25 protein-coding genes and 1 pseudogene are annotated in these 21449 nt (G+C 47.9%); 25 read left to right on the top strand and 1 reads right to left on the bottom strand.

Going from position 1 to position 21449, the window contains the following annotated elements; genetic code table 11:
• The first annotated feature begins 61 nt into the window (after positions 1-61).
• The 11 genes from ypeB (at position 62) to PP175_RS09230 (ending at position 9830) form a co-directional block, all read left to right on the top strand.
• A complete protein-coding gene (ypeB, locus tag PP175_RS09180; protein ID WP_272442448.1) occupies positions 62-1414 on the top strand; it encodes a germination protein YpeB in 1353 nt (450 codons plus the stop codon).
• Positions 1415-1487: 73 nt separating this feature from the next.
• On the top strand, positions 1488-1676 hold the full coding sequence (locus tag PP175_RS09185; RefSeq protein WP_272442450.1) for a hypothetical protein: 189 nt from the start codon (positions 1488-1490) through the stop codon (positions 1674-1676).
• A 207-nt stretch (positions 1677-1883) separates the two neighbouring features.
• A complete protein-coding gene (gene cmk, locus PP175_RS09190) occupies positions 1884-2558 on the top strand; it encodes a (d)CMP kinase (RefSeq protein WP_272442451.1) in 675 nt (224 codons plus the stop codon).
• Entirely contained in the window at positions 2555-3142 is a 588-nt protein-coding gene (locus PP175_RS09195; RefSeq protein WP_272442452.1) for a lysophospholipid acyltransferase family protein, read from the top strand. The genes cmk and PP175_RS09195 overlap by 4 nt, the downstream gene beginning before the upstream one ends.
• Positions 3143-3401: 259 nt before the next feature.
• On the top strand, positions 3402-4625 hold the full coding sequence (gene rpsA / locus PP175_RS09200; protein WP_272442453.1) for a 30S ribosomal protein S1: 1224 nt from the start codon (positions 3402-3404) through the stop codon (positions 4623-4625).
• A complete protein-coding gene (fni, locus tag PP175_RS09205; RefSeq protein WP_272442454.1) occupies positions 4591-5661 on the top strand; it encodes a type 2 isopentenyl-diphosphate Delta-isomerase in 1071 nt (356 codons plus the stop codon). The genes rpsA and fni overlap by 35 nt, the downstream gene beginning before the upstream one ends.
• A gap of 120 nt (positions 5662-5781) precedes the next feature.
• Positions 5782-6411: a YphA family membrane protein gene (locus PP175_RS09210; RefSeq protein ID WP_272442455.1), complete on the top strand. Its 630-nt coding sequence runs from the start codon at positions 5782-5784 to the stop codon at positions 6409-6411.
• Between the two features lie 88 nt (positions 6412-6499).
• Positions 6500-7816 (top strand): ribosome biogenesis GTPase Der, encoded by a 1317-nt coding sequence (gene der, locus PP175_RS09215; RefSeq protein WP_272442456.1) that lies wholly within the window; start codon positions 6500-6502, stop codon positions 7814-7816.
• Positions 7817-7832: 16 nt separating this feature from the next.
• Complete coding sequence (gene plsY / locus PP175_RS09220; RefSeq protein ID WP_272442457.1) at positions 7833-8417, top strand: glycerol-3-phosphate 1-O-acyltransferase PlsY; 585 nt, start codon at positions 7833-7835, stop codon at positions 8415-8417.
• Positions 8418-8435: 18 nt separating this feature from the next.
• Complete coding sequence (locus tag PP175_RS09225) at positions 8436-9488, top strand: NAD(P)H-dependent glycerol-3-phosphate dehydrogenase (RefSeq protein WP_272442458.1); 1053 nt, start codon at positions 8436-8438, stop codon at positions 9486-9488.
• A gap of 75 nt (positions 9489-9563) precedes the next feature.
• On the top strand, positions 9564-9830 hold the full coding sequence (locus PP175_RS09230) for a stage VI sporulation protein F (protein ID WP_272442459.1): 267 nt from the start codon (positions 9564-9566) through the stop codon (positions 9828-9830).
• Between the two features lie 115 nt (positions 9831-9945).
• On the opposite strand, the gene PP175_RS09235 is transcribed toward PP175_RS09230, so the two are convergent.
• Positions 9946-10479: a hypothetical protein gene (locus tag PP175_RS09235; protein ID WP_272442460.1), complete on the bottom strand. Its 534-nt coding sequence runs from the start codon at positions 10477-10479 to the stop codon at positions 9946-9948.
• Positions 10480-10612: 133 nt separating this feature from the next.
• On the opposite strand from PP175_RS09235, the gene PP175_RS09240 reads away from it, so the two are divergent.
• The 14 genes and pseudogenes from PP175_RS09240 (at position 10613) to aroC (ending at position 21447) form a co-directional block, all read left to right on the top strand.
• A complete protein-coding gene (locus tag PP175_RS09240; RefSeq protein ID WP_272442461.1) occupies positions 10613-10951 on the top strand; it encodes a 2Fe-2S iron-sulfur cluster-binding protein in 339 nt (112 codons plus the stop codon).
• Positions 10952-11105: 154 nt separating this feature from the next.
• Positions 11106-12584, top strand: a complete 1479-nt coding sequence (gene spoIVA / locus PP175_RS09245; RefSeq protein ID WP_272442462.1) for a stage IV sporulation protein A — start codon at positions 11106-11108, stop codon at positions 12582-12584.
• A 284-nt stretch (positions 12585-12868) separates the two neighbouring features.
• Positions 12869-13141 carry an HU family DNA-binding protein gene (locus PP175_RS09250; RefSeq protein WP_272442463.1) on the top strand — a complete coding sequence of 91 codons (273 nt, stop codon included), beginning with the start codon at positions 12869-12871 and terminating at the stop codon, positions 13139-13141.
• 107 nt (positions 13142-13248) lie between these two features.
• Positions 13249-13812: a GTP cyclohydrolase I FolE gene (gene folE / locus PP175_RS09255; protein ID WP_272442464.1), complete on the top strand. Its 564-nt coding sequence runs from the start codon at positions 13249-13251 to the stop codon at positions 13810-13812.
• Between the two features lie 79 nt (positions 13813-13891).
• Positions 13892-14122 carry a trp RNA-binding attenuation protein MtrB gene (gene mtrB / locus PP175_RS09260; RefSeq protein ID WP_272442465.1) on the top strand — a complete coding sequence of 77 codons (231 nt, stop codon included), beginning with the start codon at positions 13892-13894 and terminating at the stop codon, positions 14120-14122.
• Positions 14123-14295: 173 nt separating this feature from the next.
• Positions 14296-15105: a heptaprenyl diphosphate synthase component 1 gene (locus tag PP175_RS09265; protein ID WP_272442466.1), complete on the top strand. Its 810-nt coding sequence runs from the start codon at positions 14296-14298 to the stop codon at positions 15103-15105.
• Positions 15106-15108: 3 nt separating this feature from the next.
• Positions 15109-15822, top strand: a pseudogene (locus tag PP175_RS09270) (demethylmenaquinone methyltransferase); the annotation flags it as partial.
• A gap of 15 nt (positions 15823-15837) precedes the next feature.
• Positions 15838-16701 (top strand): UbiA-like polyprenyltransferase, encoded by an 864-nt coding sequence (locus tag PP175_RS09275; protein WP_272443226.1) that lies wholly within the window; start codon positions 15838-15840, stop codon positions 16699-16701.
• A 51-nt stretch (positions 16702-16752) separates the two neighbouring features.
• Complete coding sequence (hepT, locus tag PP175_RS09280; protein WP_272442467.1) at positions 16753-17730, top strand: heptaprenyl diphosphate synthase component II; 978 nt, start codon at positions 16753-16755, stop codon at positions 17728-17730.
• Between the two features lie 92 nt (positions 17731-17822).
• Positions 17823-18272, top strand: a complete 450-nt coding sequence (gene ndk, locus PP175_RS09285) for a nucleoside-diphosphate kinase (protein ID WP_272442468.1) — start codon at positions 17823-17825, stop codon at positions 18270-18272.
• Positions 18273-18423: 151 nt separating this feature from the next.
• Positions 18424-18858, top strand: a complete 435-nt coding sequence (locus tag PP175_RS09290; RefSeq protein WP_272442469.1) for an SRPBCC family protein — start codon at positions 18424-18426, stop codon at positions 18856-18858.
• On the top strand, positions 18855-19178 hold the full coding sequence (locus PP175_RS09295; RefSeq protein ID WP_272443227.1) for an ArsR/SmtB family transcription factor: 324 nt from the start codon (positions 18855-18857) through the stop codon (positions 19176-19178). The genes PP175_RS09290 and PP175_RS09295 overlap by 4 nt, the downstream gene beginning before the upstream one ends.
• Positions 19179-19291: 113 nt before the next feature.
• Complete coding sequence (locus PP175_RS09300; protein WP_272442470.1) at positions 19292-20068, top strand: CheR family methyltransferase; 777 nt, start codon at positions 19292-19294, stop codon at positions 20066-20068.
• 215 nt (positions 20069-20283) lie between these two features.
• Positions 20284-21447 carry a chorismate synthase gene (gene aroC / locus PP175_RS09305; RefSeq protein WP_272442471.1) on the top strand — a complete coding sequence of 388 codons (1164 nt, stop codon included), beginning with the start codon at positions 20284-20286 and terminating at the stop codon, positions 21445-21447.
• Positions 21448-21449: the final 2 nt, after the last annotated feature.

A 21449-nucleotide genomic window follows, 5' to 3' on the forward strand; every position in this document is an offset into this window, starting at 1 on the left:
TCTTCCCACGCTTGTTTCACACTACTTCTTAAGAATTCCTTTATGAAGCAGGAGGGATAGTATGTATGGAAAAATATCCGGTATCCTCATGCCGGTTTTGGCTCTGGGACTCATCGGAACCGGCGTGTGGGGGTACCAGGAAAACCAGGATAAAAACTCGATTCTCATTAAAGCCGAAAACCAGTACCAGAACTCTTTTCATAATTTAAATTTCCATATGGACCAGCTGCAAGATGAGCTCGGGAAAACACTGGCGATGAACAGTAAAACCCAGCTCACACCTAGCCTTACCAATGTTTGGCGGCTTGCCTACTCCGCCCACCATGATGTCGGACAGCTGCCTCTTACACTGCTGCCATTTAACAAGACAGAAGAGTTCTTATCAAACGTAGCCGACTTCAGCTACCAAACCGCCGTCAGGGATCTGGATAAAAAGCCATTAACACCCCAGGAGCATAAGACGCTTCAGACGCTTTACACGCATTCCAAAGATATTCAGTCTAATTTGATGAAACTGCAGTCCACCGTTATTAAGAAAAATCTTCGCTGGATGGATGTCGAAACAGCGCTGGCATCGGAAGAAAAGCCAAGGGATAATACGATTATTGACGGGCTTAAGACCGTCGACAAAAACGTTTCCGGTTACCGTGATATTGATTTTGGAAGCGGCGGTATCGCAAGCCTTAACCATACGCGAACAGATAAAATGAAGAATTTGAAAGGACCCGCTGTCTCCGAACAGGAAGCAAGAGATCGGGCGGTCCGCTTCTCCGCCATCCCTTCTTCCCAGATCGAAAGCGTAACAGTCACCCCTAATCAGAAAGGGACCGAGTACGAAGCGTACAGCGTGCGGATTAAGAAGAAAGGAAAGTCCGAGCCGATTACACTGGATGTCGCCAAGCGCGGCGGACAGGTTATTTGGCTTCTGGATGAACGGCCAACAGGCCGCCAGCAAATAAAAATCGAGGATGCACGCAGGCGGGCCGAAACGTTTCTGTCCACACACGGGTATAAATCGATGGATCCTATTTCCTACGCTGATTATACCGGCGTGGCCGCCTTCACGTTTGTATACCGGCAGGGGGATGTCCGCGTCTACCCGGATTCGGTTACCGTTAAGGTTGCGCTGGATAATGGGGAAATTACTGGCTTTCAAAGCGAACCTTATCTGCTCAATCACAAGCCGCGCATTATTCCAGCCCACCAATTATCACTTGCCCAGGCGCACAAGCGGGTAAGTCCCGCTTTCCATGTTAAGGAAACGAGGCGGGCCATCATCGAAAACGAGCGGGGACAAGAAGTGCTCTGCTATGAATTTTACGGCAGCCTGAATAACGAGCATTACCGGATTTACGTAAACGCCCGCACGGGAGAGGAAGTAAAGGTAGATAAAATTAAAGCGGTTTCCATTTGAGGTATGCAAGAAGTTGGGCAGGCGGGTACTTGTCTAAGTCGGTAACCCGCCTGCCCTATCGGAGGTAGTGCAGATGAAAAGAAGGTACGTTTCCTATGATGAGCGCTACAATCGATTCCTACGCTCGGTTGAAAGGCTGCTGTTTATTGCAATTCTTGTCGGGTTGGTCAGCCTTTTTTTGTGCCAGGCCCTGCTTGGCGATGAATCGTTTCGCAGCTGGGCGGTCGAAACGGTACGTCTGGAAGGCATTGCATCGCCATAATGGCTATGATACTATGAAAGTAATTGAATAGAAGCTGCCCGCTGCGCGTAAGAAATCATTGTTTTTGTTGTGCATGTCTTTTGGAACCGAATAGTCTAACATAGAAGCAGGCATTCCTGCTTTTTTTGGTATATGCGGGTATTCGATATACCCATGCGAAACGCGGCGGGAACACGTTAGAGATCGAGTTAGGGTGGGATGTAAGAGGTGAATATTGCAATAGACGGACCGGCAGGAGCCGGGAAAAGCACGGTTGCCCGGCAGGTAGCAAGCCGCTTAAAGCTTCTGTACATTGATACGGGGGCCATGTACCGGGCGCTGACTTACGCTGCCATACATAGAGACTGTCCGCTTACCGATGAAGAGCGGCTTCACAGCCTGCTTGAATCGATACAAATAACACTGGACGCATTGGAAGACGGACAGCACGTTTATGTCGATGGCCATGATGTAACGAATGAAGTGCGCATGCCTGTTGTAACCGATAACGTTTCACAGGTATCTGCCTATCCCTCTATTCGGCAGCGAATGGTTCAACTGCAGCGTGAACTGGCGCGTAACAAATCCGTTGTCATGGACGGCCGCGACATCGGCACACATGTGCTGCCTGATGCTGAACTGAAAATCTTTCTGACAGCTTCCCATGAAGAGAGGGCGCAGCGTAGATACCACGAACTCGTTAATCGCGGCATTGAGGCTGATCTTCCACAGCTGGCGGTGGATATTGCCGAGCGGGACCGCAAGGATTCAGAACGGGAAACCGCACCGCTTCGCCAGGCCAGCGATGCGGTGCTGCTCGATACAACGGGAATATCGGTCGATGAAGTCGTTAACCGCATTGTTACGCTTTATCTTCAAGTAAAGGAGCATGCAGAAGCATGACACTTTACCGATTTTTTCGCGCTATCTTTCGCTTCATTTTCGCGGTATTCTACCGCTGGAATGTAGTCGGCAGGGAAAACATTCCGGACGGCGGGGTTGTCCTGTGCTGCAACCATATAAGCAATTGGGATCCGATGCTGCTAGGCTCTGGAATTGAGCGGCAGGTACATTTTATGGCAAAAGAAGAGTTATTTAAGATTCCTGTTGTATCCCAGCTGGTAACAGCATTCGGTACGTTCCCGATTAAGCGGGGAACCGGCGATCGCCGGGCCATCCGGCGGGCGCTTGAACTGGCCAAAGACAATCGGGTGTTGGGGATTTTTCCAGAGGGGACAAGGAGTAAAACCGGCGAACCGGGCAAAGCTTTGCCGGGGGCTGCCTTAATCGCCTTAAAATCCGGAGCGCAAGTTGTACCTGTGTATATAAAAGGACCTTATAAAATTTTCCGTCCTATCACGATTATTTATGGTCAGCCATTCGATTTAAATGAACGTGTAATGGGTAAAAACAATGCAGAACGTCTTGACAACGCGGCAGATATCATTATGCAGGAGATCAAGTGCTTAAAGCAGATACATAACTAATGTGGACTCTTGAATTGTATGAGATTTGAAAGATTGTTGCAAACTATTTAGCAGTGTCCATGATGCATGTAGGCTGCACATTTACCGTTTTCATGCTTATTCGAATTGCAGCGTAGTAATTGTGGCTTGACACCTTTCACACTAGCCATCAGCCTGCAATATTTGGTAAGCTAATATAAATTACGTTGCTGTTTGCCATAAATGCCTTACCCAGGTGTTTATTGTTTTAATGGCTTTTATTCCAGAGGAGGTATGGTCAATGGTTGAAGAAAATCAGAGTGAAATGATGGGCAAGGAGGTACAAATAGGTGATGTGCTGACCGGAACCATCACAAAAGTTGATGAGAAGCAGGCATTAGTAGATGTGGGCTTTAAATCAGATGCAATTCTTCCAATCAGCGAAGTGTCTAGCCTGCATATCGAAAAAGTAGGCGATGTTCTTTCTGAAGGCCAGCAAATTACAGTAAAAGCAACGAGAATTGAACAGGAAAAGGATGAACTTATCGTCTCTAAACGTGCAGTCGATGCTGATAAGGCATGGGTCGATCTACAGGATAAATTTGAATCTGGTGAAGTGTTTGACGCTGTGATAGCCGATACGGTAAAAGGTGGTCTTGTGGTTGACCTTGGCGTGCGCGGATTTATTCCGGCATCCCATGTAGAGCGCCACTTCGTAGAGGATTTCTCCGATTACAAAGGAAGAACCCTCTCTGTTAAAGTGATCGAACTGGATCAGGAAAAAAATAAAGTCATCCTATCGCACCGCGCCGTGCTTGAAGACGAGGCAAACCGCAAGAAAAACCAGGTGTTAGAAGACCTTCAGGTAGGATCCGTTATTGAGGGAACGGTTCAGCGCCTGACTGATTTTGGCGCATTCGTTGACGTAGGCGGCGTAGATGGACTTGTTCATATCTCTGAAATTTCCTACACGCATGTTGACAAACCTTCTGATGTCCTTAAAGAAGGCGATAAGGTTAATGTAAAGATTCTCAAAGTGGATCCGGCCAATGAACGTATTAGTCTCAGCATCAAAGCTGCTCAACCGGGACCATGGCAGCAGGCAGCTGGTCAGTTTAAGATCGGCGATGTTGTAAAAGGTACCGTTAAGCGCCTTGTAAGCTTCGGTGCATTTGTTGAAGTAGCGCCTGGCGTGGAAGGGCTTGTTCACATTTCGCAGATCGCAAACCGCCACATCGCGACGCCTGGTGAAGTGCTGAAAGAAGGAGAAGAAGTCCAGGTAAAAATCCTTGACATTAACACGGAAGAAGAACGTATGAGCCTTAGCATTCGCGAAGTTGAGGGAGGCGCCAGCGAAAAACAGCCAAAAAGGGAAGGCAAGAAGGAGACAACCACCGCATATTCTTCCGATGAAAGCGGAATGGGTGTAACCCTAGGCGACTTGTTTGGCGATCTGGCTAAAAAAATTAAAGCAGTAATTCAGGGGTACTATGTCAAGAACTTCACGAAAAAAGGAACATATTGACCGGGCGCTGGCTGTCGGCCAATCCGGAAAACATGGGTTGGATGATGTGAAGTTTATCCATAACGCGCTGCCTGATATGGATCTGTCCACAGTTTCACATGCTTCTACCATCGGCGGACTTGCTTTGAGTTCGCCGATTGTTGTGAATGCAATGACGGGCGGTGCAAGAGAAACTCACAGGATCAACCAAATACTCTCCATTATTGCGCGGGAAGCAGGCCTTGCTATGGCGGTTGGTTCGCAAATGGCAGCCATTCATAACCCAGAGTTGGTGGATACATACCGCATAGCGCGCAAGGAAAATCCGAAAGGTATCCTGTTTGCAAACTTAGGGGCAGAAGCGACACCGGACATGGCCAGGCGTGCCATCGATATGATTGAGGCTGACGGGCTCCAGATCCACTTAAATGTCATGCAGGAGCTGCTTATGCCGGAGGGAGACCGTGATTTCTCAGGTGCTTCTAGGCGAATCCAGGCGATTGTTGACGCTGTTGGGGTTCCTGTCATCGTCAAGGAGGTAGGCTTCGGGCTTTCTCGGGAAGCCTGTATCCGGCTGGTAGAATGCGGTGTATCTGTATTCGATGTAGGCGGACGCGGCGGGACAAATTTTGCACGGATCGAAAACGCACGCCGTGCCGTTCCCTACGACATGCTCAACAATTGGGGATTGACGACAGCTTCCAGTTTGCTGGAAGCTGCCGACGCTAAGATCCACGTGCGGCAGGGCGGTCGTGATTTCGACACGATGGCCACCGGCGGTCTTCAGACAGCGTTGGATATCGCCCGCGCTATCGCGATCGGTGCGAATTGTACAGGCATGGCAGGTTTCTTCCTCTCCTATGCCGTCCAGGATCAGGTTGAGGAGGCACTTGACAAAGTCAGGGGCCTGCACGAACAGCTGGATATTATCCTGTGTGCTCTAGGTGCGGGATCGATCCTGGATTTGCAGCGGATTCCGGTTGTTATAGCCGGCGAAACCTTCCATTGGGCCTCGCAGCGCGGAATAGATTGCAGCGCCTATGCAAGAAGAGGTTGACCTTCAGGAATTCTATGCAGTTATCGAGAAGGCTTTCTTATGCCGGATAGGCACTAAGAAAGCCTTTTTTGGCCATACTAGGATAAAAGACAGTATGGAAAAAGGAGAATCACCCCTGAAATGAATCCAGGCTACATCGCGTCACTCTGCTTATTTATATTGTTTGTATTATATTGGATGGGTAGTCTTGAAGCTGTCCGAAAAAGCGCGCGCAAGGTTATTGTAGGTTTTACTGCCGCACTGGTGTCAGGAGCCTGGGATATACCTGTACGCCCGTCTTTGTCGATCAACCTATCCTTTCTAGTGGCGGGCTTTTTGTTTTTTTATCTGTGGTCTCGTGAGGCAGCAAACCAGCGAACCCAAATATTTATGGCAGGTCTTCTAGTTGGCACGAGCCTGTTTTTGGTTCGCTATCTGCTGTATCTGGACCCGGTATTGCAAATTGCGGACCTGCTTTACTGTCAGGTGGCCGTATCTTTGGCGTTGACTGTCACTCTTGCCAGAACGCTGCCTGAAGCGATACTGATCAGTACGTTTGGAACGCTTGCGTTTGAAGTGTTCAATGAGGTGTGGCAGTATACGTTATTTGGTTCAGCAGCATTGGGAGGCATGGCTTTTCTAGACAGCCTGATTTTGTCCACGCTTGTGTCTGCAGTAGGAAAAGCATTTATTCTTTCCCTATATGATCATGCTTTTAGTATGTATAAAGGGTGGCTCAATTTTAAGAAGGAAAAACGCGCGGGAAGATAGCTAGGATTATCATGCTTCCGCGCTTGCTTGTCCCTTCGTTTCATCTTATGATAGTAACGATGTCTAATTAAGAGAGGTAAACAGTAGTATGGCAAATCCAGTCGTAGCAATTGTTGGCCGGCCGAATGTCGGCAAGTCGACAATTTTTAACCGAATTGTAGGCCAACGCCTTGCAATTGTGGAAAATGTTCCAGGGGTGACACGAGACCGGCTGTACAGCCCTGCAGAATGGATGGAAAATCGGTTCAGCCTGATTGATACAGGCGGGATCGACTTTGATGATCACGATATTTTGCTCGATTCTATCCGCCACCAGGCTGAGCTGGCAGTGGATGAAGCCGATGTGATCATTTTTGTAGTGGATGGAACAACCGGGATAACCGATCAGGATCAGGAAGTAGCGCGGATGCTGTTCCGCTCCAATAAGCCCGTTGTACTCGCCGTTAACAAAATTGATAATCCCAACCGGCTAAATGATGTGTATGAGTTTTACTCGCTCGGCTTCGGAGAGCCGTTTGCCGTTTCCGGCGCGCATGCCATCGGGTTTGGTGATTTGCTCGATGAAATTGTGAAACATTTTCCTAAGCATGTAGATGATGAGTATGATGAAGATGTGATCCGGGTGTCGCTTATTGGTCGGCCCAATGTTGGCAAATCTTCGCTGGTGAATGCGCTGCTTGGGGAAGAGCGCGTCATCGTGAGCGATATTGCGGGAACGACCAGGGACGCGATTGACACGCCGTTCTCCTTTAATGAACAGGATTACGTGTTAATTGACACAGCCGGGATGCGCAAGCGCGGCAAAGTATACGAATCAACAGAGAAGTATAGCGTGATGAGGGCTCTCCGGGCGATGGAACGCTCGGATGTGGTTCTGGTCGTAATCGACGGGGAACAGGGAATTATCGAACAGGACAAGAAAGTAGCGGGATATGCGCACGAGGCTGGCCGGGGCGTAATCATTGTCGTCAATAAGTGGGATGCAGTAGAAAAGGATGACAAAACGATGAAGCGTTTCACAGATGAGATCCGAGAGGAATTTAAGTACCTTTCCTATGCGCCTATTCTCTTTGTATCGGCTAAAACGAAGCAGCGCATACAGCAAATACTCCCGAAGGTATCCGATGTTGCTGAACAGCATGCGCAGCGCATCAGCACATCGGTGCTAAACGATATTATCCAGGAAGCGACAACGGTGACGCCGCCTCCGTCTGACAAAGGGCGACGGTTGCGGATTAACTATGCAACACAGGTGGCAGTAAAACCGCCAACTTTTGTTTTATTTGTAAATGACACAGAACTCCTGCATTTCTCATACCAGCGCTATCTGGAGAATAAAATTAGAGAAGCTTTTCCATTTGAAGGGACGCCGATCCGCGTGCTTGCAAGGAATAAAGCGGAATAGAGAGAGAGGGGAAACCGTGGCAGCAGTTGCGATCATCATTGGATATTTGCTTGGTTCGATTAGCTTTAGTATTTTGGTTACAAAGAAATTGAAGAAAATTGATATACGGGACTATGGCAGCGGCAACGCAGGGGCAACCAATACACTGCGTGTTCTTGGCAAAGGGCCTGCTATAGTCGTGCTCCTTCTGGACGCTGCCAAAGGCGCCTTTGCCGTTTTACTCGCCAAAGCGCTCGGAGTTGGTGATTGGGGTATTGTGCTGGCGGGTGTCGCTGCAATTTTGGGACATAATTGGCCGGTATTTTTTGGCTTTAAAGGCGGAAAGGGAGTGGCCACAACCATTGGCATGCTGCTTGCCCTTACACCGGTTCCAACTCTCCTGGCGATTGTGCTGACGCTCCTGGTCATTGCCGCAACCCGGTATGTTTCAGTCGGCTCGCTTGCGTTTGTAACGGTTATCCCGATATTCATGTACATAGGGAAAGAGAGCACTCCATACATTCTTGGAACGCTGCTTGTAACCGTACTGGGTTACATCCGGCACGCAGAAAATATCAGCCGCCTTCTCCAAGGGAAAGAAAGAAAACTGGGGAAATCCTAAGCAGAGGTGGAAAACAAAATGGAGCAACAGCAACGCGATGTATGTGTAATAGGGGCTGGAAGCTGGGGAACCGCTCTCGCCACCGTACTTGCAGATAATTTTCCGGCCGTCCACATGTGGGCGCGGCGGCCGGAATTAGCCAGGGAAATAAATGAAAAGCATGAGAATGTCCGCTATCTGCCCGGTGTTGTACTGCCTTCCCGGATTGTGTGCATGGATTCGCTTGCGGAAGCTCTAAAGGATAAAACATTTATCCTGCTTGTTGTACCGTCCCATGCCATGAGGGAGACGGTGCGGGCGATGGCGCCTTTTTTACGGGAAGATGCCATCATTGCCCATGCGACAAAAGGGATAGAGATCGACACACTTAAAAGGATGAGCGAGGTCATTAAAGAAGAACTTCCCGTTGCTCTTCGATCCCGGGTCGCCGTTGTGTCGGGGCCCAGCCACGCGGAAGAGGTGGGCTTGAAATCACCCACAACCGTTGTCGCAGCAGCCGATGATTTATCTATAGCAGAGCAGGTGCAGGACATTTTAATGACAAGCCTGTTCCGCGTATATACAAATCCTGATGTTGTTGGGGTGGAGATTGGCGGTTCTTTAAAAAATATTATTGCGCTGGCTGCGGGATTAAGCGACGGGCTCGGTTTTGGGGACAATGTGAAAGCAGCCCTGTTAACCCGGGGTCTCGCAGAAATAGGCAGGCTGGGCATTGTCAGCGGGGCCAACCCTTTAACATTTTCCGGACTCGCCGGTTTGGGCGATCTGGTTGTTACAGCTACAAGCCGGCACAGCCGAAACTGGCGGGCAGGACAGATGATTGCCCAGGGGTTAACAGTTAGTGAAATTCTCCAAAAAATGGGCATGGTTGTGGAAGGGATAAAGACGACCCAGGCGGTCTATAAAATAGCGAAAGAGCGAAATGTAGAGATGCCGATTACGCGCGAGCTGTACAGCGTCCTTTTTGAAGGGAAATCCGCGCGCGAGGCTGTCGGGGATTTAATGGGCCGCGTACGGAGGCACGAAATGGAAGAGGTTGCGATCGATTATTTTTCCAGCCACGGTAAATAGCCAAAAAAGATGCACGTTTCCAGGTCCCCTTCATAGATTGTAGGTGTACAATTTTTATGAGGGGGCTGTTGATCTATGGCAAATATACCAAAGAAGTTTCTTGATAAGTTAAAAGGAAAAAATGTAGATACATCCCAACTCGAATCACTCGCTGGCAATGTGACGAAGTCCGATCTGGCCGATGAAACAAAAGTGCGCCAGCTGATTCGCCAGCTGGCACTCCTGGCTGGCGTATCCATGGATAGCGAAAAGGAGGACCGGGTTGTCGCCTACATCCGGGATCATAACCTGCAGAGTGGAGATATCGGCAACCTGGCCAAACTTATGAAACACCTAAAATAGGCAGTGTCTTAAGTTGCGGGTGATGGGGAGAGCACATAAATTAATATAGGGTTCTCAATACATCTCGCTCTCAGGACAAAGCAGGGTACAGCAAAAAAGAAGGATAACGCTCGCGTTATCCTTCTTTTCTTTCCCCTTCTTCGTCATCTCCCCCGCCATTAAGTTCCATAAAGGCCTGAAGGAGCGGAGAGTTTAACACATTGATAATCTGACGAAAGTCAATGCTATTGAATGTCTTGATAAGTGATAAAGGAACTTTCTCAGTTTTTCCGCCTGCCGTCCTCTGAACCTCGGTGGTATTCGCTGCCTGTCGTGCTGTCCAGCGTTCGTACATCCCAATCAGGTTGTGGAGCGTATCCAGTGTATTTTCCATCTGGGACATCGTGCCGCGCATCTGGCTTGACCAATCTCTAACGGTTTTTAAAGAGGCCCTCATTTCTTTCGGCGACTTGCTCAATATTGCGGGAAAGTTTTTCATCCAATCTTTGTTCATCCAATCTTTCTTTAAGAACGCCAATTGCGTTGCTGCTTCTTTTTGTTCCTGTGGCTTACCCGCCGTTCCTTTCCCGTTCCGGCTTCCTTTCGCATTTGGTTTTCTTTTCGGCTTTTTGCGGACCCCATACGGATTTACCGCCCGCGTTGCATTCATTTTTGCACTTCCCTCCCTTATACACCTTTCCGTTTATCATATGCCTATTCACCATGAGGGGTTCGATCAGGGGATGACTATGCTATAATGATGGTAAAAAGAAGGAAGAATAGATCCATTAGGAGTTTTAAGAATGCCTACCATTACATTTAAACCAAGAAATAAAAATATTCAGGCACGTCAGGGTGAAACGATTTTACGTGCGGCTTCTAAGGCCAGGGTTGTGATCTCCCAGCGGTGCGGCGGCAAAGGGGCCTGCACGATGTGCAAGGTTTTTGTCGGGAAGGATAGCTCCGTTAGCCCGCCAAAAGAGGCTGAAGTGAGGCTTATTGGCGAACAAAACCTAGCCTGCGGGATGAGGCTCGCATGCCAGACGATGGTCACCGGGCATGTGAACGTTGAAGTTCCGGAAAGCCCGCTTAAAGCAGTGGTGCGTGCCCAGCTGCTAAAACAAATGCAACAGGACGCATAAGAAATAGTCATAGACTCGTCCCCTTTACGCATATATTGGGTGTAAAGGGTGGCGCACGAAAAGAAACAGAGTCTATTTTCATGCCATCCCTCATAAGATTAGTAGTGTCCTTATATGTACAAGGTTGGATATGAATCCTTGAGGAGGTATGGAAGTGGAACGCGTAGATATTTTTAAAGATATTGCAGAGCGTACGGGCGGGGATATCTATATCGGTGTCGTTGGCCCGGTACGCACAGGGAAATCAACGTTTATTAAACGCTTCATGGAAACGGTTGTGATCCCGAATATTACCCATGAGGCAGATCGTATCCGCGCAACGGATGAACTTCCGCAAAGTGCGGCAGGGCGCACCATTATGACCACCGAGCCAAAGTTTGTGCCCAACACAGCTGTTGAAATTCGCGTAGCGGATGGCCTGACAATTAATGTCCGACTGGTGGACTGTGTAGGGTATGCCGTTGCCGGCGCCCGCGGCTACGAGGACGAAAACGGACCTCGCATGATTACCACACCGTGGTACGATGAGCCGGTTCCGTTTGAAGAAGCCGCCGAACTTGGCACGCGGAAAGTCATTACCGAACATTCCACGCTGGGTGTGGTGCTGACTACGGATGGAACAATTGCGGAGATTCCGCGGTATGAATACGAAGAAGCTGAAGAGAGAGTGATAAATGAACTAAAGGAAGTTGGCAAACCTTTTGTGATTGTGGTCAACTCGCTTCAGCCCAGCCGGCCGGAAACTGCTGCGCTGCGTGAACAGCTCGAAGAAAAATATGATGTACCGGTTCTCGTCATGAGTGTTGATTCGATGGATGAACGAGAAGGTTTAACCGTTCTGCGGGAAGTCTTGTTTGAATTTCCTGTGCATGAGGTTAATGTCAACCTTCCTTCCTGGGTAATGGTTTTACGGGAAGACCATTGGCTGCGCAAGAATTTTGAGGAAGCTGTGCGCGAGACAGTTAAAGACATCCGTCGCCTGCGCGATGTAGACCGGGTAGTTGGTTATTTTGCCGATTACGAGTTTATTCAGCGGGCTGCGCTTGCCGATATGAATATGGGGCAGGGTATCGCAGAGATTGACCTGCATGCTGATGATGAGCTATACGACCGGATCTTAATGGAGATCGTCGGAGTTGAGATCAGGGGAAAAGACCACCTCCTCCAGCTGATGCAGGAATTCAGTACCGCGAAGAAAGAATACGATAAGATATCCGGTGCCCTTACAATGGTACGCCAGACCGGATACGGCATTGCGCCGCCATCGCTTGAGGAAATGAAGCTTGATGAGCCCGAAATTATCCGGCATGGCTCCAGATTCGGTGTCCGCCTCAAAGCGACCGCTCCTTCCATCCATATGATTCGGGTAGATGTGGAGTCTGAGTTTGCTCCTATCATTGGAACGGAGAAGCAGAGCGAAGAACTGGTCCGCTACTTAATGCAGGATTTTGAGGAAAATCCGCTATCCATCTGGAACTCGGATATATTCGGACGCTCACTGAATTCCATCGTCAATGAGGGCATATCCGCTAAATTGTCCATGATGCCGGATAATGCGCGCTATAAACTTCAGGAGACGCTTGAGCGGATTATAAACGAAGGTTCAGGCGGCTTAATCGCGATTATTTTATAAAAAACAAGTAAAATTGCTTACTGCTATAGGCTCCCTTTTCAATAGGTGGAGCCTTTTTCCTATTTATGCGTGAAAAGTCATGTTATTGCCGCCCTTTTGTCCGGCAATTCAAGTGAGCGATTGTTGAAAATCCCTTGAATTGCAGCCTGTTCTATATTAATATTAGCTTGTCTTAGGCGGTAATCCGCTTCACCCTAGGAAATTCGGGAACCGCCGTATAATTATTGTGCAAATCGTAAACAACGTATAACAAGGTTAAATCGTGCGGGAGGAGGTGAATGAACATGAATAAAACAGAACTTATCGCTAAAGTTTCCGAAACTGCCGAACTCACTAAAAAAGATGCTACGAAAGCCGTTGAAGCCGTATTTGACGCTATCGCCGAAGCGTTGAAAGCAGGAGACAAGGTACAGCTTATCGGGTTTGGTAATTTTGAAGTGCGTGAGCGTGCCGCCCGCAAAGGACGCAATCCGCAGACAGGTGAAGAGATCGAAATCTCTGCCAGCAAAGTGCCGGCTTTTAAACCGGGGAAGGCGTTAAAGGAAGATATTCAATAGGCGTACATATTGCCATGGCTTGATTTACCCAGCTGGGGCAGGGGAGCCGTACACCAGGGTGTGCGGCTCCTTTTCACATCTTTTAAAAAAGAGGGGGCACTTGTGATATGAGTGTAGACCACGAGAAAATCCAGCAGGCAGTCCGCATGATTCTTGAGGCGGTTGGCGAAGACCCTAACCGCGAAGGGCTGCAGGACACCCCTGCACGAGTGGCACGTATGTATGAAGAGGTTTTTCAAGGGTTAAAGCAAAATCCGAAGGAATATTTCTCCATCGTATTCAGCGAAGATCACGAAGAACTTGTCCTCGTTAAAGATATACCGTTCTATTCGATGTGTGAGCACCACCTTGTACCGTTTTACGGCGTGGCACATGTTGGTTACATTCCACGAGGCGGGCGCGTCACAGGACTCTCTAAACTTGCCCGGGCGGTTGAGGCTGTAGCGAAGCGGCCGCAGTTGCAGGAGAGGATTACGGCAACTGTCGCCAACTCTATCGTTGAGACGCTGGATCCTCATGGTGTTGTTGTAGTCGTAGAAGCTGAACACCTCTGTATGACGATGAGAGGGGTAAAGAAGCCAGGCGCCATGACAGTGACTTCCGCTGTGCGCGGCATTTTTGAAACGGATGCGGCTTCCCGTGCAGAAGTTTTTAGCTTGATTCGAAAATAATAGGAAAAGCATTGACAGCGTTTCCTTTTTGCGGGATAGTTAAACACGTACGCATTTCCAAAGGTTAGGGGGAAAACCCATGAGCAATATTCAGCCGACAGAGTTTATCGTAATTAAAGCGCTGGAAAATGGCGTGCATGTAATTGGGCTGACACGCGGTGAAGCAACAAAGTTTCACCATTCAGAGAAGCTGGATAAGGGTGAGATTATGGTGGCGCAGTTCACAGAACATACGTCTGCCATTAAAATCCGTGGAAAGGCTTTTGTTCAGACAAGCCACGGCCAAATGGACACGATTGTGGATGAATAACCGTCGTATACATAAAAAAAGCAGGCTTTCTTTTTAGCAAAGATGCCTGCTTTTTTTCTTCTCATCCTTGAACTGTAACAAATAGTTGATTAAAATATGTAGGAATGTCCGCAATGTGGTATACTTTGTAGGTATGTTTTCGTAGTGGTACGTTTGTATGGGGGATAGCATATATGAACTTCTTTAATGAACATGTAAAGGAAGAATTAGCGGAAATTATAAACCTGATTAAGCGAAATACGGAAAACAGCCTATTAATCAAATATGTCGAGATTCCGGTTGTATCGTTGCTGCGGGTTCGCCTGCTATATATCTTTCTTGCACAGACTGGGCTGGCTGAAAGTTTAATTCAGCGTTATATCGTTGCAGCCTCGATTATTCAGCTTGGGCTGGATACGCATGAAACGGTAAGCCTGGGCAAGGAGCATTCGCTGGACGGTATTCGTACAAGACAGTTGTCTGTATTGGCCGGTGATTTTTTCAGTAGCCGTTACTATTATATGCTTGCGCAGATCGGTGATGCCCGCATTATTCAATGTCTTGCAGAAGGAATACAGCGTGTGAACGAACGCAAAATCGCACTGTATGAGAGCCGGGACTCCCGCTCAGAGAATTATCTGAAGGACAAGGTATATATTGAATCACAGTTAATTCAATCCTTAATTGATCCGCTCGGCGGTGAACGAAAAGAAGCATGGACGGAATTCACAAGGTGCATGCTGACCATTGAAGAGCTGGTTGGTGAATACACAGCATATAAGGACGGAAAGCTGCATGGCACCTATTTTACACTGCTAAGTCGAGAAGAGGGTAGGTATAACGGATTTAAAGCCATGCTCCATCGCATTCATAAAGAACTTCATCAATCCCGCAAGCTTTTGCCGGCACTGGCTGTGGACGAATGGAAGGGCGAATTAAAATCGCTGCTTGATGACTGTACATCCGTTCTGGATAATTTAAGTGCACGGGCGGAGGAGATGTAACAGATGGATGATAGGCTAAAAGGAGAAGAGAAGGCGGAGTTCGTACATAATGTTTTTGAATCGATCGCCCGCGATTATGACCGGATGAATTCGGTTATCAGTTTCGGCAGGCATGAAGCATGGCGAAATTATACAAACCGCCGGATGGGCGTCAAAAGCGGCCAGAAAGCAATTGATCTGTGTTGCGGAACGTGCGACTGGACGATTAGCCTTGCAGAGGCAGTCGGTCCGCAGGGAGAGGTAGTGGGCCTGGACTTCAGCCAGAACATGCTGGACATCGGGGCTCAGAAAGTTAAACAAACAGGGCTTAACCAGATCACGCTAATCAATGGAGACGCGATGAAAATTCCGTATCCGGATAACACGTTTGATTATGCAACCATCGGTTTCGCGTTGCGCAATGTACCGGATTACAGGAAAGTGTTGCGTGAAATGGAGCGCGTGGTCAAGCCGGGTGGACAGGTTGTGTCGCTCGAAGTAAGCAAGCCGCCTTTCATCCCTTATCGCAAGCTGTTTTATTTATACTTCTACAAGATTCTGCCATTAGTTGCCAAGTTTATCGTCAATAAGTACGATGAGTATGCCTGGCTGCCGCAATCTCTTACCCATTTTCCCGATAGCCGCAAGCTTGCCAATGATTTTCGCGAAGCTGGTCTTCAGAATGTACAGGTGAAATTGTTTGCAGGCGGCGTGTCCGCGCTGCATATCGGATTTAAAAAAGAAGGTGAGCCAATGAGAAAACTTCGTATTATTCTTGAAATGATTAAGTTTGAACATTCAATTTTTGCCCTGCCGTTTGCCTTTATGGGGGCGATTCTCGGCAGTTTTTATGTGAACGGTACGTGGCCCACATGGGGTCAGGTTTTTTGGATTGTGATGGCGATGGTTGGTGCGCGCAGCGCAGCGATGTCGCTGAATCGCGTCATTGACAAGCAGTTTGATGTGGAGAATCCGCGCACAAGCATGCGGGCCATCCCTGCCGGCCTTATTAAAGAAAAGGAAGTTATCTTTTTTATCGTTGCCTCTTTTGTTCTGCTGTTTCTTGCAGCTTCCCAGCTGAATATGCTGGCGGTTAAACTGCTGCCCATTGCTGTATTTTTTCTCGTCTTTTATTCGTATACCAAACGGTTTACCTGGGCCTGCCATCTTGTGCTCGGGATTGCATTGGGACTTGCGCCACTTGGGGGATGGGTAGCCGTTACCGGGGAAATTAATGGCATAAGCCTGCTGCTTTTTGTTTCTGTAGCCCTTTGGTCCGCTGGTTTTGATGTCATCTACGCTTGCCAGGATGCCGAGTTTGATCGAGAGCGAGGGCTTTATTCCATTCCAAGTTATTTTGGCATACCAAAGGCTTTGAAGGTGGCACGCATTTTTCATGTTTTTACGATTGCCGGTTTTATTACGCTGTTTTTCTTAACCAGCCTCACATTCTGGTTTGGGGCCGGCATCATTATATCTGCCCTAATTCTTGTTTATGAGCACAGCCTCGTGAAACCTACTGACTTGTCTAAATTAAATACAGCGTTTTTCACAATGAATGGGGTTTTAAGCTTTGTCGTTTTTGCCTTTACCTTTATTGACTTTATTATGAGGTAGCATTTTGCCATCAAAGCATCACTACAGTATAAGATAAAATGGGTGGATAGAATGAAACTAGCAGACATCTTTTTTCCTTTTCGATCAGATATGAACTATATTGAACGTGAACTGGAGCAGGCGGTGGACGCGCAGGAACGCGTACTCCAGAAAACATCCAGCCATTTGCTCAAGGCAGGGGGGAAACGGATTCGCCCTGTTTTTGTTTTGCTTGGCGGTAAATTCGGCACCTATGACTTGGAAAGGCTGAAGAATGTAGCTGTTTCCCTGGAACTCATCCACATGGCTACGCTTGTGCATGACGATGTAATCGATGATGCAGAGCTGCGCCGTGGAAAAGCGACTGTGAAAGCAAAATGGGACAACCGGATAGCCATGTATACCGGGGACTATATTTTTGCTCGGGCGCTTTCGATTATAACGGAACTAAAGAATCCTGAAATCCATAAAATTCTCTCGCATGCCATTGTTGAAATGAGCATTGGGGAGATCGAACAAATTCGGGATTTAAACAACTGGAACCAGAACCTCAGGTGCTATCTGCGCCGCATTAAACGAAAGACAGCACTGCTCATTGCAATCAGCTGCCAATTGGGGGCGATTGCAGCCGACGCGACTGAGGCGGTGGTACGCAGCCTTTTCTGGTATGGGTATAATGTGGGAATGGCCTTTCAAATTACGGATGATATTTTGGACTTCACCGGTGACGCCAAAACACTCGGCAAACCGGCCGGCAGTGATTTGAGACAGGGAAACATTACGCTTCCAGCCCTGTATATGTATTACTGCAGCTCGATGGCTGACGAGATCAAACAAAGGCTTGTGCCTGGAAAGGGAGAATTCCAGTCACCAGGCCTGCTTGAGCAGACCGTCCGCGATATTCGAAGCGGGGAAGGCATTGATTATGCCCATAAGCTGGCAGACCGCTATTTACAACGTGCCACACAGGCGCTTGACGTGCTGCCTGACAATGCAAACAGGGATGCCCTGTTAAAGATTGCCCATTTTATTGGCGGCAGACAGGCCTAACACAGTTGCAATGATAGGGTCGTTTTGTTAAAATTTTCGTTGTGCGGATATCCGCATCAATACATAGTGAATATGGATGGAGGACCTCCAAGATGGCTAAACAACGTACTTTTACGATGGTAAAACCTGACGGCGTACAGCGTAACCTCGTTGGTGAAATTGTAACGCGTTTTGAGAAAAAAGGATTCCACTTAATCGGTGCCAAGCTTATGAATGTAAGCCGTGAACTTGCAGAAGAACATTATGCTGAGCACAAAGAAAAACCTTTCTTTGGGGAGCTTGTCGATTTCATTACTTCCGGTGCGGTCTTTGCCATGGTGTGGGAAGGCGAGAATGTAATCGCTACTGCCCGCAATATGATGGGTGCTACGAACCCTGCTAACGCTGCCCCTGGCACAATCCGCGGCGATTATGGAATTAGTATGGGCATGAATATCATCCATGGCTCGGACGCCCCTGAAACAGCTGAACGTGAAATCGGGCTGTGGTTCAAACAAGACGAGCTTAATGAATACGAAAAAACAATCAACAAATGGATCTAGCCTATGGCAGGTTCAACTGAGAAGACCCGTTTCTGGGTCTTTTTTTTCGTATTTCGCTTTAAACCGTTGTGTTGACATGCAACCATAAGGTTTTATATAATCAAAACGAAACCATTTGGTTTTATTTTATTTTTAAATTGGAGGCACAAAGATGCACGGAAATAATCAGGATACATTGCAGGATATCGTTCAGAAAGTTGTATTGGAAGCACCCATCCAAAAAGTATGGGAGGCTGTTTCCTCTTCAGAAGGGATTGCTGCATGGTTTATGCCAAATGATTTTCAGCCTAAAATAGGCTATGAATTTCATTTGCAATCGCCTTTTGGGCCCTCGCCCTGCAAGGTACTGGAGCTTGATCCGCCAAACCGCCTTAGCTTTGCCTGGGATGTAGAAGGATGGGTTGTTTCGTTCGAATTACAAGATCTAAACGGGAAAACTCAGTTTACACTGACCCATTCTGGATGGGGTGCACCGGATGCCATTGCGCCTAAAGCGCAGCAGAAGAACTCAATCATCCGTGACACAATGAACGGAGGCTGGGAGAAGATCGTCCATGTACGGCTGAAACAGGCAGTTGAGAAATAATGTCCGCCGCGCCTAAGCATGATGTATTTCAGGCTATTGCTGATCCTACGAGGAGGCAGCTGCTTAGATTGCTTGCTGATCAGGAATTGCCGATTACGGTAATAAGCAGCCACTTTCCCATGAGTCGTACAGCTGTTTCAAAACATCTGCGAATTCTCTCAGAGGCAGAACTTATTAGGGGCCGCAAGGTTGGACGGGAAAAGCTGTACAGGCTCCATCCAGAGCCCTTGATGGAATTAAAACAGTGGTTATCCTTCTACGAACAATTCTGGGACAATAAACTTGCGATGCTGAAATATTATGTAGAAAACAAGGACTAGAGAAACCAGGCCTTCCCGGTTTCTCTTTTTTTTACTAGTACTTAAGGAGGAATATACTTTATTGCAGCGAATATTCATACAGTGCAAGGGAGAAAAGGGGGATAAAAATAGAAATGGAAGACAAAGACTTTCTCCAGTTTATCGAATTGGTAAAGCAAAAAACAGGCATTGACCTGTCTCTTTATAAAGAAGCGCAGATGAAGAGAAGGCTGACTTCTCTTTATACGAAGCGGGGATTTAAGGATTTTGCCAGTTTTTTTGAAGGGATGACCAAGCAGCCTGAACTGTTCAATGAATTTTTGGATAGAATGACCATTAATGTTTCGGAGTTTTTCCGCAATCCAAGCCGCTGGCAGGTGTTGCAGGAGAAAATCATCCCGCGGCTGTTGAAGGAAAAGGGAAAAATCAAATGCTGGAGCGCCGCATGTTCAACGGGTGAAGAGCCCTATTCGCTAGCCATGCTGTTTTCGCGTTTTATGCCGCTGTCGCAGATAGATATAACGGCAACGGATTTAGATGAAGGTGCCATTGCTAAGGCCAAAAAAGGCCTGTATGCGGAACGTTCCCTGCAAGATGCACCAAAAGATTTAGTCAGCAAGTATTTTCGTAAAGAGCCCCCCATGTACGCCATAACCGAGGATATAAAAAGGGTGATCAAGTTTAAAAAACAAAATTTGCTGGCTGATCGGTTTGATGCGAACCATGATTTAATTGTTTGCCGCAACGTCATGATATATTTTACGGATGAAGCGAAGGATGAGCTGTATCTTAAGTTCAGCGCTGCGCTGCGCCCTGGCGGCGTGCTGTTTGTAGGCAGCACCGAGCAAATATTTCAGCCGGCACAGTATAACTTTGAGCCAGAAGATACGTTTTTTTACCGAAAAGTATAAGCGTAACGAGGAAGCTGCAGCCCGTTTTAACTGACGGCTGCGGCTTTTTTAGTAGATAAAAAAGTATGCATTTTCTATTTATTTCATTGTAACACATGCAAGCTCCAGCGCCACTAGGTTGCCACTTGCCAAGTTTTCTAATGTTTCATCTATGATTTTATTGTCTGCTATACTATAATAGCACATAAAAGCGTTAAAGGATGGGAGAGAATTCAATGCGTTACCTGACAGCGGGAGAATCACATGGACCACAACTTACAGCAATAATCGAAGGAGTACCCAGTAATCTGCCTATTTCGATTGAAAAAGTCAATGAACAGCTTAAGCGGCGAATGAAGGGGTACGGCCGGGGGCGCCGTATGCAGATTGAAAGCGATGAAGTGCGCATTGTTGGAGGCGTTAGGCATGGAAGAACAACAGGAGCGCCCATTTGTCTCGTAGTAGAAAACCGGGACTGGACGCACTGGGAGAAGATTATGAGCCCTGAGCCTCAAGAGGGGGAGGGCGAAGAAAAACGCAGGGTATCACGTCCGCGTCCCGGGCATGCCGATTTAAATGGGGCGTTAAAATATAACCAGCGGGATATGCGAAATATTCTTGAGCGTTCAAGCGCCCGGGAGACAGCCATTCGGGTAGCGGTAGGAGCGGTGGGACGCCAATTGTTGGAACAGTTCGAAATCACAGTAGGAGGGCAGGTTCTTCAGATAGGAGAAGTGACTGCCAAGCGAATAGATGTGGGAATTCACGAGCTGATCGAGAAGACTGAAAGCTCGCCTGTCCGCTGCCTCGATGAGGAAGCTGCCCGGAAAATGATGGAACTCATCGATAAAGCGAAAGCAGACGGGGATTCCCTCGGTGGTATCGTGGAGGTTCAGGCGGAAGGCCTGCCAATTGGACTGGGCAGCCATGTGCAGTGGGATAGAAAACTGGACGCTAGGTTAGCTCAGGCGATCATGAGCATCCAGGCCTTTAAGGGCGTCGAAATTGGCATTGGGTTTGAAGCAGCCGGGCGTCCTGGCTCACAGGTTCATGATGAGATTATCCTGGACGATGAAGGCAATTATACGAGGAAAACCAACCGTGCAGGCGGCCTGGAAGGCGGCATGTCAAACGGGTTGCCAGTCATTGTCCGCGGCGTGATGAAGCCTATTCCTACCCTGTACAAACCGCTTAACAGTATCGATATTGATACGAAAGAGGCATTCACGGCTAGCATCGAACGCTCCGACAGCTGTGCCGTTCCGGCTGCCAGCGTAGTTGCTGAAGCAGTAGTTTGCTGGACGCTTGCAGAAGCTTTCATGGAAAAGTTCGGCGGCGACTCTCTGGAAGAGATGAAAGCCAACTATGATCGATATCTTGAACATGTAGCGAGGTTTTAGCT

Origin of the sequence: Aneurinibacillus sp. Ricciae_BoGa-3 (assembly GCF_028421645.1) — a bacterium.
GTDB lineage: Bacteria > Bacillota > Bacilli > Aneurinibacillales > Aneurinibacillaceae > Aneurinibacillus_B.